The sequence below is a fragment of the Winslowiella iniecta genome, assembly GCF_001267535.1.
Classification (GTDB): domain Bacteria; phylum Pseudomonadota; class Gammaproteobacteria; order Enterobacterales; family Enterobacteriaceae; genus Erwinia; species Erwinia iniecta.
On sequence record NZ_JRXE01000026.1, the window covers coordinates 52,855 to 68,697 of the forward strand.

Consider the following 15,843-nt stretch of genomic DNA (forward strand, 5'->3'; position numbering starts at 1 on the left):
GTTTACAACGTTCAGCGCCTGAGGCGGTATGACCTGCTGCTATTCCCCGGCGGGTGGCGCTGCGTCTGCACGTTTTTTCGGCACAAACTGGCGAAAAAGCTCCTGGCTTTTTAGCGGTTTGCCGCCAAGATAGGGTTTTAATGCAATGCGGGTAAAGCGTTTCGCGGCGCGTAAACTGTCGGCATCGGGAAACTCACGCTCGGACAGCGCGCGCAGATGGCGGCCGGTAAAACTGCGGTTATTAATCACCATACTGGCGATAAAACCTTTCTCTTCACGGTAGCTGTAAGTCATCTCATCGGCCACCTCTTCCCCGCTGCCGGCACAGTGAAGAAAATCGACGCCATAGCCAAGATGGCCGAGCATCGCCAGCTCAAAGCGACGCAGTGCGGGTTCAGGTGAACCGCTGGATGCGGCTAAAGACTGAATACAGTGAAGATAATCGAAGAACAGCTCAGAAAAGGCGGTTTCGTGCTGAAGCACGCGCGAGACCAGTTCATTGACGTACAGGCCGCAGTAGAGCGTGATGCCGCTTAACGGCAACGCCAGCGACACCGCTTCGGCACCGCGCAACGTTTTCACTTCGCCGCGTCCGCCCCAGCGGATCAGCAGCGGGGTAAACGGCTGCAAGGCACCTTTAAGGCTGGAGCGTTTTGAGCGGGCACCTTTGGCCAGTACCCGCACACGGCCGTGACTTTCGGTAAACAGGTCTAACAGCAGACTGGTTTCGCTATAAGGTCGTCCATGCAGGACAAACGCACGTTGCCAGCCTTCCATTTAATGTTTACAGATCGTCAACGTAGCCCAGGCTGCGCAATGCACGTTCGTCATCCGCCCAGCCAGACTTCACTTTCACCCACAGTTCAAGGTGTACTTTCGCCTCAAACATATCTTCCATATCTTTACGTGCTTCGATACCGATAGTTTTGATCTTGGCGCCTTTGTTACCAATCACCATCTTCTTCTGGCCTTCACGCTCTACCAGAATCAGGCCATTGATATCATAGCCACCGCGTTCGTTAGTAACAAAACGCTCGATCTCAACCGTGACCGAGTACGGCAGTTCAGCACCAAGGAAACGCATCAGTTTTTCACGGATGATTTCAGAGGCCATAAAGCGCTGCGAACGGTCGGTAATGTAGTCTTCCGGGAAGTGATGAATCGCTTCCGGCAGACGTTTACGCACGATGCTGGCAATAGTATCGACATTTTTGCCGCTTTCGGCAGAGATTGGCACCAGATCCATAAAGTCCATCTGCTGAGAGAGGAACTGGATATGGGGCAGCAGAATGCTTTTATCGGTGACGTTATCAACTTTGTTGATCGCCAACAGTACCGGCACTTTGCCATCTTTAAGTTTATTCAACACCATTTCATCGTCAGCGGTCCAGCGCGTGCCTTCAACCACGAAGATCACCAGCTCAACATCACCGATGGAGCTGCTGGCGGCGCGGTTCATTAAACGGTTAATGGCGCGCTTCTCTTCCATGTGCAAGCCCGGCGTATCCACGTAGATCGCCTGATAAGCGCCTTCGGTGTGAATACCCATAATACGGTGACGGGTGGTTTGCGGTTTACGCGAGGTGATGGAAATCTTCTGCCCCAGTAACTGGTTCAGCAGTGTCGATTTACCAACGTTTGGGCGGCCTACAATAGCAATAAAGCCGCAATGGGTCTGTTGTTCGCTCATTCGAGTCCTGGCTTGATCAGCGCCTGTGTGGCTGCTGATTTTTGTGTGTTATTCACCTATTCAAGTCCTAGCTTGATCAGCGCCTGTTCGGCCGCTGCTTGTTCTGCTTTGCGACGGCTTGATCCGGTGCCCACCACCGGTTCTGCCATTCCGCTCACCTGACAGTGAATAGTAAATTCCTGGTCATGCGCTTCGCCACGTACCTGCACCACCAGATAGGATGGCAGCGGCAGATGGCGACCCTGCAGATACTCCTGCAGACGCGTTTTTGGATCTTTCTGTTTGTCGCCCGGGCTAATCTGGTCAAGGCGCGACTGATACCAGTTCAGGATCAGTTGTTCGACGGTCTGAATATCGCTATCCAGGAATACGCCGCCAATCAGCGCTTCGACGGTATCCGCCAGAATCGACTCACGGCGATAGCCGCCGCTTTTAAGTTCACCCGGCCCCAGGCGTAAGCACTCACCGAGATCGAACTCGCGTGCCATCTCCGCCAGGGTATTTCCCCGCACCAGAGTGGCGCGCATACGACTCATATCACCTTCATCCACCCGCGGGAAACGGTGATAAAGGGCGTTGGCAATCACATAACTAAGAATGGAATCACCCAGGAATTCAAGTCGTTCATTGTGTTTGCTGCTGGCGCTACGGTGGGTTAAGGCCTGCTGCAACAATTCCTGATGAGTAAAAGTGTAGCCCAGCTTTCGCTGCAGCCTGTTAATTACGATGGGGTTCATGCGTTACCAATTTCAAGAATGCGTCAATTATTCTGCACACGGAACAGGGCTGACTGAATGACCAACACTAAACAGTTTCGTTTGCAGTGGCTTCCCGCAGGAAGCCAACCTTTAAATCTTCGTTGCCCGCATCACTGCGGGCGCGATCAATGAATACCGCCAATACGGCTTAAGCGAACGCCGGTCGGCCACTGACCTTCTTGCTTCTCAAAGCTCATCCAGATTGCTGTCGCTTTTCCGACCAGATTCTTCTCCGGAACAAAGCCCCAATAACGGCTGTCTGCGCTGTTATCACGGTTATCGCCCATCATAAAGTACTGGCCCTGCGGCACCACCCACGTTGACTGTGGCTGACCTGGCTGACGATAGTACGCGCCCGGCTGGCTTGGCACTTCAAGGGTCATCAGAATGCGGTGCTTCACGTCGCCCAGCGTTTCATCACGCGTGGCGAGGCGCAGGCCACCTTTCATCGATTCGCCCTGCGGTACCTGGAAGAATCCACTGCCGGACTCGTTGCCATCAAAACCGCTAAAGGTCTGAATAAAGCCGCTTGGCTGAACATCGGTGTAAGTTACCGCCAGCGCTTTGTCACAAGCCTGACCGTTGTCACACGCCGGATTAATCGTCAGCGTTTTGCTGTCCGGATCGTAGCTGACCCGGTCGCCAGGCACGCCGATCACGCGTTTAATATAATCCACACTGGGCTGTTTCGGATATTTAAACACCGCAACATCGCCGCGTTTAGGATGCCCGGTTGGGATCAGCGTGGTCTGGGTGATCGGGTCTTTAATCCCGTAGGAGAATTTCTCCACCAGGATAAAGTCACCGATCAGCAGTGTCGGCATCATTGAACCGGAAGGGATCTGAAAGGGTTCGTAAACAAACGAACGCACAATAAAGACCACTGCCAGCACCGGAAATACCGAGGCGGCCGTTTCGACCCAACCCGGCTGTTTAGCCACTTTGGCCAGCGTTTTATCATCAACGGCAGTACCGGTTTGTGCCCGAACTTCAGCCTGCTTCGCACGGCGCGCAGGCGCCCATTTGAACTTATCGATACACCAGATAATGCCGGTCACCAGAGTTGCCAGCGCCAGAATCAGGGCGAAAGTATTAGCCATTAACCGATTTCCTTATTTGCTATCTTTTCCGACATGCAGAATAGCGAGGAACGCTTCCTGTGGCAGCTCAACGTTACCGACCTGCTTCATACGTTTCTTACCGTCTTTCTGTTTCTGCAACAGTTTCTTCTTACGACTGACGTCGCCGCCGTAGCATTTCGCCAGCACGTTTTTACGCAACTGCTTAACGGTTGAGCGGGCAATAATATGCGTGCCAATCGCCGCCTGAATGGCGATATCAAACTGCTGACGCGGAATCAGATCTTTCATCTTTTCCACCAGCTCACGACCACGGTACTGCGAGTTATCGCGGTGAGTAATCAACGCCAGCGCATCAACACGTTCGGCGTTAATCAGGACGTCGACACGCACCATGTCAGAAGTCTGGAAACGCTTGAAGTTATAATCCAGTGACGCATAACCCCGTGAGGTGGATTTCAGACGGTCAAAGAAGTCGAGAACCACTTCCGCCATCGGAATTTCGTAGGTCAGTGCCACCTGGTTGCCGTGATAAACCATATTGGTCTGCACGCCACGCTTCTCAATACACAGAGTAATGACGTTGCCAAGGAACTCCTGCGGCAGCAGCATATGACACTCTGCAATTGGTTCACGCAGTTCAGCGATATTGTTCAGCGCAGGCAGCTTCGATGGGCTGTCGACATAAACCGTTTCGCCACTGGTGGTTTCCACTTCATACACGACCGTTGGTGCGGTGGTGATCAGGTCCAGGTCGTATTCACGCTCCAGACGCTCCTGAATGATCTCCATATGCAACAAGCCGAGGAAGCCACAGCGGAAGCCGAAGCCCAGCGCGGTAGAACTTTCTGGCTCATAGAACAGTGAAGCGTCGTTCAGGCTCAGTTTGCCCAGCGCATCGCGGAAGGCTTCATAATCGTCAGAGCTGATTGGGAACAGACCGGCATAAACCTGCGGCTTCACTTTTTTGAAGCCTGGCAGCGCTTTATCCGCCGGATTGCGCGACTGAGTCAGGGTATCCCCCACTGGCGCGCCGAGAATGTCTTTAATCGCACAGACCAGCCAGCCCACTTCGCCGCAGTTCAGCACATCGCGATCGACACGTTTCGGAGTAAAAATACCCAGACGGTCGGCGTTATACACCTGACCGGTGCTCATCACTTTAATTTTGTCGCCTTTACGCATGGTGCCGTTTTTAATACGAACCAGCGAGACTACGCCAAGGTAGTTATCGAACCAGGAGTCGATGATCAGCGCCTGAAGAGGTGCATCTGCATCGCCTTCCGGTGCCGGGATATCACGAACCAGGCGTTCCAGCACTTCCGGTACGCCAACGCCGGTTTTCGCCGAGCAACGCACCGCGTCGGTGGCATCAATACCGACGATATCTTCGATTTCCTGGGCTGCACGATCGGGATCGGCCGCTGGCAGATCGATCTTATTCAGCACCGGCACCACTTCCAGATCCATTTCCATAGCGGTGTAGCAGTTTGCCAGGGTTTGTGCTTCCACGCCCTGCCCTGCATCAACCACCAACAACGCGCCTTCACAGGCGGCCAGCGAACGTGAAACTTCATAAGAGAAGTCAACGTGGCCCGGCGTATCGATAAAATTGAGCTGGTAAGTTTCACCGTTCAGCGCTTTGTAATCGAGCGTTACGCTCTGCGCTTTAATAGTAATGCCACGCTCACGTTCCAAATCCATTGAATCCAGAACCTGCGCAGCCATTTCGCGCTCAGTCAAACCGCCACAGATCTGAATCAGACGGTCAGAAAGCGTCGATTTACCGTGGTCGATGTGGGCGATGATGGAGAAATTTCGTATGTGCTTCATTATAGAGACTTTTCTGCCTTACAAATTCTGGGACTCTCGCGACGGAAAATTTCGGAGAGCATCATTTCACAGGCGGACTTTTGTCCGAAAGGCTGCATTCTACACTACATATCAGAGTCGTGGAATCATCGTCAGCAAGCGATAAACGTAAGAAAAAGCAAGTGGAGGTTTTTTTAGCAGCATCAGGGGGAAAATTGCAGGTCTGAATCGATAACTGGCCGCCGCGATTGCGGCGTTGACCAGTTAAACTTCACTCTCAACGCGCAGCACATCAGGCGGTAAAGAAACGCTTAAAATAACCGGCTGGAAAGCTTCACGATCACCAAAACGGCTTGAAATGCCCTTCGCAATGATAAAACCACCGATACCACCCAGCAGAGCGCCAGCCGCAGCCGCCAGATCGCTGTGGAACAAGCTCTGGAACAGGCCAGCCAGCACAAATAACCCCAGTAATGGCGTCATATACACCAGCAGTGCCGACCCCAACAAGCTGCTCTCTTTGATGCCCAGTTCAATACGCTGACCCGCTTGCAGCGGTTTCTCGCTGGCAATCTGCATCACATGGGCATTTTTCGGCCCAAGCTTATTCAGCATATGACTGCCACAGCCTTTACGCGCCGAGCAACTGTTGCATGAGGTTTTAATTTCGGAATGCAGTGTCGCAATCCCGTTTTGCCACGAAACCACCGTGGCCCATTCTCTCATCATCGTTTGGTTCCAAAATCGATACGGTCAGCAATGCGTTTGGTGGTTGACGGCGGAAGCTCGCCGACCACGGTAATTTCAGCATTATCGCGTACAACAGTCTGCACCGTACGACGTCCTGTGCGCAATAGCTGCGCAGAACTGGATTTATCGGCCGGGCTGATATTGATGGAGAAACTAAACAGGCCGTCAGAGTAAAGCCGTGATTCGACGGGTTTATTCAGCGAAGGAATATTGCGGCGGCTTTGGGAAATCTGCTTCATGCCGGCCGGCAACCACTCGGGTTTCCACTCCAGCGTCACTTTATCTACCGGAGGAACTGAAAGCGACGGCGGCAAACTGGCTTTTTCCAGCCCCTGCATCAGGTTACGCACGCCTTCATCGACGGCAAAACTCACTACGCGATACTGTTCCAGCGTCTCACCGTCGCGATCGAGCAAATCAACCCGCAGTGGCAACTTGGTTTCGCTATCCATCCAGACGATATAACTGTAACGCGTGCCATCGCGCGCGACGATGCGAATCACTTCACACATCTGGTCGGCGATACGCGTGCGGCCTACGGCGATAAAATCGTAGTTGTCGGTTAATTGCTGGAAATCGGCATACACCACTGACGGCAAGGAGTCGATAATATGCGCGCCTGCCAGGGTGAAAGGCTCAAGGCCAGGTTCGAAATAGCTGATATCGTTACCACGTTGAATAATTTCACGACGTGGTCCATCCATCTGCAACAGCTGAGCAAAGACTTTACTGTCGATAACCGCATGGCGATAACGTAACGATTCGATCCCCAGTCTGGAGACGTTGATATAGGCGAGTTCGTAATTGAGAGACTGACTAGCCTGCTCCATCTGTTGTAACAGCGCCCCGGACGTGGTTTGTGCCGGGGCGACAGATGAATACAACAGACTGCCAGCCATAAGGCTGACGGCGCACCAGAATTGCTTCATTACTGCTGTTGAATTCCTAAAGACTGATTTCCTGGAACCTGAACCGCCGCTTGCTGTGGCGAGTTCTGTTCAAACTGAAGCTGTTCCGAATGCAAACGACGCTGCAATTCGTAATCCTGCAACAATGCGTTAACCCGACGACGCTGTTCCTGCACCTGCTGCGGCGCATTAGTCGCGTTCGCGCTGTCGGACGGCACGCCCAGACTGACCGGAGAAGCTTTACCCATCATTGGCAAGGTATTGAATACCGGAGAGTCAGATTGCTGGCTACCATCCTGCTGGGGTTGATTATAGTGCTGAACACCGACAATAACGGCCAGTGAAACACATGCTGCGACCCCCACCTGAGTGATCTGCGCAGCCCACGGACGCACTTTGGCCCAGAATGGCATTTTTTCCCAGCGTTCAGGCTTGGGCTGCACTTCCGGAATCAGTGTGGTGACTTTACGAACAGGCTCATTTTCGATGGCCGCAGCAACACGTGCTGCAATATCAAAATGAACGACCTCTCCGACATCGCCACGCAAAGTATCGCGGATAAGATGATAGCTTTCCCAGCTTTGTTGCAGTGTGGCGTCTTTAGACAATGCGGATAAAACTTCGTTGTCCAAAGCCTCACCGTCCATTAAAGCGGAAAGTTTTTCTTTCTGCATGCCTTAGTACCCTTCCTGTGTCCGTTATCGCTAACGTTGGATAAGCGGTTGAACTTTATTATCGATAGCTTCACGCGCACGAAAAATGCGTGAACGCACCGTACCCACCGGACAATCCATTATAGCCGCTATCTCTTCATAGCTCAGGCCATCCAACTCGCGAAGCGTTATGGCCATGCGCAGGTCTTCAGGGAGTGACTCAATGGTACGAAAAACTATCTGTTTCAATTCTTCAGACAACATTAAGTTCTCAGGGTTCGAAATTTCTTTCAGCGCACCTGCACTTTCGAAATTTTCCGCGTCAATGGCATCCACATCACTGGATGGCGGACGACGCCCCTGAGCAACCAAATAGTTCTTAGCCGTATTCACCGCGATGCGGTACAGCCAGGTATAAAATGCGCTATCGCCACGGAATGACTCCAGTGCGCGATACGCTTTGATGAATGATTCTTGCACCACATCAGGCACATCGCCCGATGGAACGTAGCGCGAAACCAGGCTTGCCACTTTATGCTGGTAACGAACAACCAGTAAATTGAATGACTTCTGATCTCCATTCTGCACTCGCTCGACGAGAACCTGATCCGTTAACTGCTCGCTCATCCGAGGTAATGTCTCCCCAAATCTGTCTCCACGCGTAACTGAAAAACCAGCAATGACTCAACTTTCTGAGCAAGCACTCGCTTAGAGTGGTCATTCTGTCGTAAGTTCATTTACGCCATTATATTTGTCGTACCGACGGGATTTTTAACACTTCGGATGGTTATTTTGCTTTCTCATTGAAGTGTATGCCACCACCATTCCTTTCATACCACAAGTCGATATGAATCCCGACGGACGCCCGCAGAGTAACGCATGAAGCCGCGCTTTTCATCTCTAAAAGCCGTTTATTCGCTAAAGTTCGCAATATTAAACAGAGCCAGACAAAACCTGAGGTAAAACCGCCGATATAAACACATCTGAACGTATGGCTCATCGGCAGTACGCTTTAACCGCTCAGAAAAAAAGCTTTTTTCCTGCTGAAAGGGAGTGTTATGCTCAGCAAACAACCTGTTTAGTAAATTAAACACCATGACCCATTCGATCGATTATCACTGTGATGTGTTGATTATAGGCAGTGGCGCTGCCGGGCTTTCACTGGCGTTGCGGCTGGCCGCCAAGCACCAGGTTACCGTGCTGAGCAAAGGACCCGTCAACGAAGGCTCGACCCTCTATGCGCAAGGCGGTATCGCCGCCGTGTTTGACGAAACCGACAGCATTGAATCGCATATCGAAGATACGCTGATTGCCGGCGACGGTCTGTGCGATCGCGAGGCAGTGTCATTTATCGCCACTAACGCGCGCCGCTGTGTGCAGTGGCTGATCGACAATGGCGTTACCTTCGATAAAGAAACCCGCGCCAATGGTGAAAAGCACTACCATCTGACGCGTGAAGGCGGCCACAGCCATCGCCGCATTCTGCACAGCGCCGACGCCACTGGTCGGGCGGTCGAAACCACGCTGGTCAGTCAGGCACTCAGTCATCCGAACATTCATATTATCGAGCGCAGCAATGCGGTCGACCTGATTGTCTCGGATAAAATCGGCCTCGAGGGTCCGCGTCGGGTAGTGGGGGCCTGGATCTGGAACCGTAACCGGGAAAAAGTGGAAACCTGTCGCGCAGCGTCAGTGGTGCTGGCCACCGGCGGGGCCGCCAAGGTTTATCAGTACACCACCAATCCTGATGTCGCCTCCGGTGACGGTATCGCCATGGCCTGGCGCGCTGGCTGTCGGGTTGCCAATCTCGAATTTAACCAGTTCCACCCTACCTGTCTGTTCCATCCGCAGGCGCGCAATTTCTTGCTAACGGAAGCACTGCGTGGCGAAGGTGCGCACCTGAAACGCCCGGACGGTACACGTTTTATGCCGGACTTTGATGCCCGTAACGAACTGGCGCCGCGCGATATCGTGGCGCGCGCGATTGACCATGAGATGAAACGTCTCGGCGCTGACTGTATGTATCTTGATATCAGCCATCAACCGGCCGATTTTGTCCGCTCACACTTCCCGACCATCTATGAAAAATTACTGACGCTTGGCTTTGACCTGACCAAAGAGCCGATTCCCATCGTGCCTGCTGCCCACTACACCTGTGGCGGCGTGATGGTTGATCAGCATGGCCGCACCGATCTCGACGGGCTGTATGCGATTGGAGAAGTGAGTTATACCGGCCTGCATGGTGCTAACCGTATGGCATCCAACTCGCTGCTGGAGTGCCTGGTGTATGGCTGGTCAGCGGCAGAAGATATTATGCAGCGCCTGCCGCAAACCGCCGTGGTAACCGCGCTTCCGGCATGGGATGAGAGTCGGGTGGATGATTCTGACGAACGCGTGGTGATTCAGCATAACTGGCATGAGCTGCGGCTGTTTATGTGGGATTACGTCGGCATTGTCCGCACCAGCAAACGGCTGGAGCGCGCGCTGCGACGTATTACTACCCTGCAACAGGAAATTGACGAGTATTACGCTCATTTCCGCATTTCCAACAATCTGCTGGAATTGCGTAATCTGGTGCAAGTGGCGGAACTGATGGTGCGCTGCGCGATGGCACGAAAAGAGAGCCGGGGCTTACATTTCACCCTCGACTATCCGCAACAACTGGCGCAAGCACTGCCGACTATTTTACAGCCAGAGGCTATCTGAACAGGTAAAAATCGCGGGTCAGGCTGCAATGCGCTTCCGAATAGCGCTGGTCTGGCCCGCGAATCACCATGCTGTCATAAAATTTTTCGCCCGGTTTCGGCGACAGTGCCAGCATTACCCGATTCGGCGGGCGAGTCTCATTATCCGCGATATCGGTACGATAGCGTAAAAACCAGCCGCGCTCACAGGCCATCTCCACAAAGCGGTTGCCAACATCGGCAGGCAGCACCACGCAGAAAAACCCTTCCTCATCGATTAACGACTCGGCGCAGCTTAATAACGTTTGATGATCGAGCGTATCAGTGTAACGCGCGGCCGCCCGCTGAGGCGACGCGCAGGCCGAACCGGCCGCGAAATAAGGTGGATTACTGACAATCAGGGAATAGCGCCACTGACACTGGCTGGCCCACTGACGAATATCCTGCTGATATATTGACAAGCGCGAGGCCCACGGCGACGCCGCGCAGTTTTCCTGCGCCTGCGATGCGGCTTCCGCATCCAGCTCCACGCCATCCACCTGCACGCTCTCTTCGGTACGCTGCGCCAGCATCAGGGCAATCAGACCACTGCCGCAGCCAATATCCAGCACCCGGTTAACGCGAGCCACCGGTGCCCAGGCCCCCAGCAAAACGCCGTCAGTTCCGACTTTCATCGCGCAACGATCGTGAGCGACAAAAAATTGTTTAAAAGTAAAACCGTTGGCGCGCAAAGTAGCCTTTTGTTGAGACATAACACTGACCTGAAGTGGAAACGGCGCTAGCATAGGACAATATGAGACTTGAGAAAAGTCATCAACTGCACACAAACAGATGAAGATCGTGTTCAATCTGTCTATAATCAGCGCCCCAAACTGAGGTAGACCATGACTGTAACCACTTTTTCCGAACTCGAACTTGATGAAAGCCTGCTGGGTGCCCTGCAGGAAAAAGGCTTCACTCGCCCTACCGCGATCCAGGCAGCAGCAATTCCGCCCGCGCTGGAAGGCCGTGACGTATTAGGTTCGGCGCCAACCGGCACCGGAAAAACGGCTGCCTTCTTACTGCCGGCACTGCAGCATCTGCTCGACTTCCCGCGCAAAAAATCGGGTCCACCGCGTATTCTGGTGCTGACTCCAACGCGTGAGCTGGCGATGCAGGTTGCCGACCAGGCACGTGAACTGGCGAAAAATACCCATCTGGATATTGCGACCATCACTGGCGGCGTGGCATTTATGAACCACGCAGAAGTGTTCAGCGAAAACCAGGATGTGGTGGTCGCCACTACCGGACGCCTGCTGCAATACATCAAAGAAGAGAACTTTGACTGCCGCGCGGTGGAAACACTGATCCTTGACGAAGCCGACCGCATGCTGGACATGGGCTTTGCGCAGGATATCGAAACCATCGCGGCAGAAACCCGCTGGCGCAAACAGACCATGCTGTTTTCAGCCACGCTGGAAAGCGAGGCGGTAACAGAGTTCGCCAAACGTATTTTGAATGAGCCGGTGGAAGTCGAAGCCGATCCGGCGCGTCGTGAGCGCAAAAAAATCCTGCAATGGTACTATCGCGCCGACGATATCAAACATAAAACCGCGCTGCTGATCCATTTGCTGAAGCAACCGGAAGTGACGCGCTCGATCGTCTTCGTCCGTAAACGTGACCGTGTGCATGAGCTGTGCGGCTGGCTGCGTGAAGCCGGTATCAATACCAGCTACCTTGAAGGTGAGATGGTTCAGGCGAAGCGTAACGAAGCCTTTAAGCGTCTCAGCGAAGGCCGCGTTAACGTGCTGGTTGCCACCGATATCGCTGCGCGCGGCATTGATATCGATAATATCAGCCACGTGTTCAACTTTGATATGCCGCGTACTGCCGATACCTACCTGCACCGTATTGGCCGTACCGGTCGTGCCGGTAAAAAAGGCACGGCGCTCTCGCTGGTTGAAGCACACGATCACTTGTTGCTGGGTAAAATCGCCCGCTATATCGATGAGCCGCTGAAATCACGTACCATTGATGAGTTACGCCCGACAACGCGTGCGCCAAGTGAAAAACTGAACGGCAAGCCATCGAAAAAAGTATTAGAGAAGCGTAAAGAGAAAAAAGCCAGCGAAGAGACGAAACCGCGGGTTAAGCAGCGTCATCGTGATACTAAAAATATCGGTAAGCGCCGTAAACCAAGCAGCGCAGTAAAAACTGATAATGCTGAATAATCGCACCGCATAACAAAAAAACCGCCTCACCAGGCGGTTTTTCTTTATGGATAAGTGTTGATTTAATCGCTGTCTGCGCAGGAATAGCTTAAAGTAGTATAAAGCCAGGATTTGTACTAACCGCAGCGTTCATTAACTTTTACCCTGATGATTTTAATCAATAAATAGTCTTAGTCGCGCGGATGATAATTTATACCGGACGACAAAAAAAGGAGCCAGCAGGCTCCTTTTTTATTTATGTTATTTACAGGCTTTCGGTAAAAGTACGCGCAATCACGTCGCGTTGCTGCTCCGGCGTCAGCGAGTTAAAACGCACCGCATAGCCAGAAACGCGAATTGTCAGCTGCGGATAATTTTCCGGATGCTTAACCGCATCTTCCAGCGTCTCACGGCGCAGCACGTTAACATTCAGATGCTGACCGCCTTCAACACGCACTTCCGGCTTAATCTCCAGCGGAACCTGGCGATACTCAATCTGACCAAGGTCGCTTAGTGGTACCAGCTGATCTTCGCTGTACCCGGCTTTAGCACAAACGCAGCGCGCCTGCGCATTTTCCTCATCCAGTAACCAGAAAGAGTTCAGCAGTGCGCTGTTGTTGGCTTTGGTAATTTGAATTCCGCTAATCATGTCGGTGCCTCCCAGGCGTATCAGCGCTGGCATCGCGGCCAGCGACGGTTTGATTAAATTGATTTAGTGAAGATATATATCAACTGTGGCACTACGCAGCCTTGATATAAATCAATCTCTGGCCTGTCCGCCAACGTAAGGCATAGTTAACCGGTTGATTTTCTTCACTATAAACTCATGCGTGATTTGTGGGTATTTTTGTAAAATTCAACTAATTTTTAAATTTTTGCCCACTGCCGATAAACGTTAAACTACGCCATCAAACTGGAGTCAGCCTGTTCGAACAGGCCCTAAGGGAGAGTGTTATGGTCAACGCATTAACCTGGCACGATGTGCTGGCAGAGGAAAAACAGAAGCCTTATTTCATCGAAACGCTCAGTGCAGTGGCGAACGAGCGGGCGGCGGGTAAAACCATCTATCCACCGCAAAAAGATGTGTTTAATGCGTTTCGCCTGACGGAGCTGGGGGCGATTAAAGTGGTGATTCTGGGTCAAGACCCGTATCACGGCCCGAACCAGGCGCACGGTTTAGCCTTCTCGGTACAACCTGGCGTGGCAGTTCCGCCGTCTCTGGTCAATATGTACAAAGAGCTGGTTAGCGATATTGCAGGCTTTGAGCGGCCTGAACACGGTTTTCTTGAGAGCTGGGCGAAACAAGGGGTGATGCTGCTCAACACGGTTCTGACCGTCGAGGGCGGCAAAGCACATTCACATGCGCGTTTTGGCTGGGAAACTTTCACCGATAACGTCATTGCGGCAATTAATCAGCATCGTGAAGGGGTGGTGTTTTTACTCTGGGGCTCACACGCGCAGAAAAAAGGCAGCATTATCGATCGTCAGCGCCATCATGTGTTGCAGGCCCCTCACCCATCACCGCTGTCGGCGCATCGCGGTTTTCTTGGCTGTGGCCACTTCTCAAAAACCAATGCATATCTTAGCGAACGCGGTGAAGCGCCCATCGACTGGACGCCTTATTTGCCAGAATAAAAAAAAGCACCGGCAACGGTGCTTTTTTCATTCGATCATCATGGCCGACGGAGCCAGCCATTTACAGCAATCAGGATTTGGCTTTCGCCACGGCAACCATCGCCGGACGCAACAAACGACCGTTGAGGGTATAACCGCGTTGCATCACCATCAGCACGTGATTAGGTGCCACATCTTCTGACTCCATCATCGACATTGCCTGGTGGATTTCCGGGTTGAACGGCACATTGATATCGCCAACCACTTCAACGCCATATTTACGCACCGCATCAAGCAGTGACTTCAGCGTCAGTTCGATACCTTCAATCATCGCCGTCAGCTCAGGGTTGGCTTTATCCGCCAGCTCCAGCGCGCGCTCAAGGCTGTCGATTACCGGCAATAATTCGTTAGCAAATTTTTCCAGTGCAAATTTATGAGCCTTCTCAACATCCAGCTCGGTGCGACGGCGAATATTCTCAATTTCAGCCTGCGCACGCAGTTGCGCTTCACGCACGCCGCCCTGAGAGATCGCCAGTTCAGCTTCGAGCTGAGCGATACGCTCATCACGCGGATCCACCTCGTTTGCTGTCTCCGCGTCCTGGTTTTTCACTTGCTCCATCTCAATCTCATCTGAGACTTGCTCGTTTGGTGTGTTCTGTTCTTTACTACTCATGAATTTCTCCGCGTTTTGCACATTCATCTCGCTGGTTCGCTTATTATGGGGATCAGAATCGCGGTTTCAAGGGAAGCCAGTCACATTGTCGGGGCAGAATATCCCCAAGAGGAATACCAGCATAATGAACAAACATTTCAACTGCATTGGAATTGTCGGCCATCCGCGCCATCCAACCGCTCTGACGACGCATGAAATGCTCTATCGCTGGCTCACGGCAAAAGGCTATGAAGTGATAATCGAGCAGCAGATTGCCCGTGAACTGGCGCTACAGGATGTGGAAACCGGCACGCTGGCGGAAATCGGTCAACGCGCCGATCTGGCGGTAGTAGTCGGCGGCGACGGCAATATGCTGGGTGCTGCACGGGTACTGGCGCGATACGACATCAAAGTGATCGGCATAAATCGCGGCAACTTAGGATTTCTCACCGATCTCGATCCGGATAACGCCCAGCAACAGCTCGCCGATGTGCTTGAAGGCCAGTATATCGTCGAAAGCCGCTTTCTGCTGGAAGCGCAGGTATGCAGAAAAGATAACGCTCCGCGCATCGGCACCGCGATTAATGAAGTGGTGCTGCATCCGGGTAAAGTAGCGCATATGATTGAGTTCGAAGTTTATATTGATGAAAACTTCGCTTTCTCGCAGCGCTCGGATGGCCTGATTATCTCGACGCCAACCGGCTCCACCGCCTATTCGCTTTCGGCGGGCGGCCCGATTTTAACCCCGTCACTGGAAGCCATTGCGCTGGTGCCGATGTTTCCGCATACCCTCTCGGCGCGCCCGTTGGTGATCAACAGCAGCAGCACTATCCGCCTGCGTTTTTCCCATATGCGCAGCGACCTGGAGATTAGCTGTGACAGCCAGATTGCCTTGCCGATTCAGGAAGGGGAAGATGTGCTGATTCGCCGCAGCGACTATCGCCTTAACTTAATACACCCTAAAAACTACAGCTATTTCAATACACTTAGCTCAAAACTTGGCTGGTCGAAAAAATTGTTCTAAAAATCGTTGCCAGCTACTTTACTGTATATA

The 15,843-nt window shown here is 52.6% G+C and carries 16 protein-coding genes; 4 read left to right on the top strand and 12 right to left on the bottom strand.

Annotated elements, in window-relative coordinates:
- Nucleotides 1-39: 39 nt before the first annotated feature.
- The 9 genes from recO to rpoE form a co-directional block, all read right to left on the bottom strand.
- Nucleotides 40-777 carry a DNA repair protein RecO gene (recO, locus tag NG42_RS17115; protein WP_052901308.1) on the bottom strand — a complete coding sequence of 246 codons (738 nt, stop codon included), beginning with the start codon at nt 775-777 and terminating at the stop codon, nt 40-42.
- A 7-nt stretch (nt 778-784) separates the two neighbouring features.
- Nucleotides 785-1,690: a GTPase Era gene (gene era, locus NG42_RS17120; protein WP_052901310.1), complete on the bottom strand. Its 906-nt coding sequence runs from the start codon at nt 1,688-1,690 to the stop codon at nt 785-787.
- Nucleotides 1,691-1,746: 56 nt separating this feature from the next.
- The gene (gene rnc / locus NG42_RS17125; protein WP_052901312.1) at nt 1,747-2,427 is read right to left on the bottom strand and encodes a ribonuclease III; all 681 of its coding nucleotides are present in this window, start codon (nt 2,425-2,427) and stop codon (nt 1,747-1,749) included.
- A gap of 146 nt (nt 2,428-2,573) precedes the next feature.
- The gene (gene lepB, locus NG42_RS17130; protein ID WP_052901314.1) at nt 2,574-3,548 is read right to left on the bottom strand and encodes a signal peptidase I; all 975 of its coding nucleotides are present in this window, start codon (nt 3,546-3,548) and stop codon (nt 2,574-2,576) included.
- A gap of 12 nt (nt 3,549-3,560) precedes the next feature.
- Complete coding sequence (gene lepA, locus NG42_RS17135) at nt 3,561-5,360, bottom strand: translation elongation factor 4 (protein ID WP_052901316.1); 1,800 nt, start codon at nt 5,358-5,360, stop codon at nt 3,561-3,563.
- 243 nt (nt 5,361-5,603) lie between these two features.
- Nucleotides 5,604-6,068, bottom strand: a complete 465-nt coding sequence (rseC, locus tag NG42_RS17140) for a SoxR-reducing system protein RseC (protein WP_052901318.1) — start codon at nt 6,066-6,068, stop codon at nt 5,604-5,606.
- Nucleotides 6,065-7,018 carry a sigma-E factor regulatory protein RseB gene (gene rseB, locus NG42_RS17145; RefSeq protein WP_052901320.1) on the bottom strand — a complete coding sequence of 318 codons (954 nt, stop codon included), beginning with the start codon at nt 7,016-7,018 and terminating at the stop codon, nt 6,065-6,067. Before rseB ends, rseC begins: the two co-directional genes overlap by 4 nt.
- Nucleotides 7,018-7,671, bottom strand: coding sequence for an anti-sigma-E factor RseA (gene rseA / locus NG42_RS17150; RefSeq protein ID WP_052901321.1), 654 nt, complete (start codon nt 7,669-7,671; stop codon nt 7,018-7,020). The genes rseB and rseA overlap by 1 nt, the downstream gene beginning before the upstream one ends.
- 30 nt (nt 7,672-7,701) lie before the next feature.
- Complete coding sequence (gene rpoE / locus NG42_RS17155) at nt 7,702-8,277, bottom strand: RNA polymerase sigma factor RpoE (protein WP_052901323.1); 576 nt, start codon at nt 8,275-8,277, stop codon at nt 7,702-7,704.
- A gap of 468 nt (nt 8,278-8,745) precedes the next feature.
- Between rpoE and nadB the strand changes: the two genes are divergently transcribed.
- Entirely contained in the window at nt 8,746-10,356 is a 1,611-nt protein-coding gene (gene nadB / locus NG42_RS17160; protein WP_052901325.1) for an L-aspartate oxidase, read from the top strand.
- On the opposite strand, the gene trmN is transcribed toward nadB, so the two are convergent.
- Complete coding sequence (trmN, locus tag NG42_RS17165; protein WP_052901327.1) at nt 10,349-11,086, bottom strand: tRNA(1)(Val) (adenine(37)-N(6))-methyltransferase TrmN; 738 nt, start codon at nt 11,084-11,086, stop codon at nt 10,349-10,351. The genes nadB and trmN overlap by 8 nt on opposite strands.
- A 132-nt stretch (nt 11,087-11,218) precedes the next feature.
- Here trmN and srmB point away from each other — a divergent pair, with 132 nt between their 5' ends.
- Complete coding sequence (gene srmB / locus NG42_RS17170) at nt 11,219-12,544, top strand: ATP-dependent RNA helicase SrmB (RefSeq protein WP_052901329.1); 1,326 nt, start codon at nt 11,219-11,221, stop codon at nt 12,542-12,544.
- Nucleotides 12,545-12,788: 244 nt separating this feature from the next.
- Here srmB and grcA read toward each other — a convergent pair whose 3' ends face one another.
- Nucleotides 12,789-13,172 (bottom strand): autonomous glycyl radical cofactor GrcA, encoded by a 384-nt coding sequence (gene grcA / locus NG42_RS17175; protein ID WP_052901330.1) that lies wholly within the window; start codon nt 13,170-13,172, stop codon nt 12,789-12,791.
- Nucleotides 13,173-13,477: 305 nt separating this feature from the next.
- Here grcA and ung point away from each other — a divergent pair, with 305 nt between their 5' ends.
- Complete coding sequence (gene ung / locus NG42_RS17180; protein WP_052901333.1) at nt 13,478-14,158, top strand: uracil-DNA glycosylase; 681 nt, start codon at nt 13,478-13,480, stop codon at nt 14,156-14,158.
- A gap of 70 nt (nt 14,159-14,228) precedes the next feature.
- On the opposite strand, the gene grpE is transcribed toward ung, so the two are convergent.
- On the bottom strand, nt 14,229-14,810 hold the full coding sequence (grpE, locus tag NG42_RS17185; protein ID WP_052901336.1) for a nucleotide exchange factor GrpE: 582 nt from the start codon (nt 14,808-14,810) through the stop codon (nt 14,229-14,231).
- A 124-nt stretch (nt 14,811-14,934) separates the two neighbouring features.
- Here grpE and nadK point away from each other — a divergent pair, with 124 nt between their 5' ends.
- Nucleotides 14,935-15,813, top strand: coding sequence for an NAD(+) kinase (nadK, locus tag NG42_RS17190; RefSeq protein ID WP_052901339.1), 879 nt, complete (start codon nt 14,935-14,937; stop codon nt 15,811-15,813).
- Nucleotides 15,814-15,843: the final 30 nt, after the last annotated feature.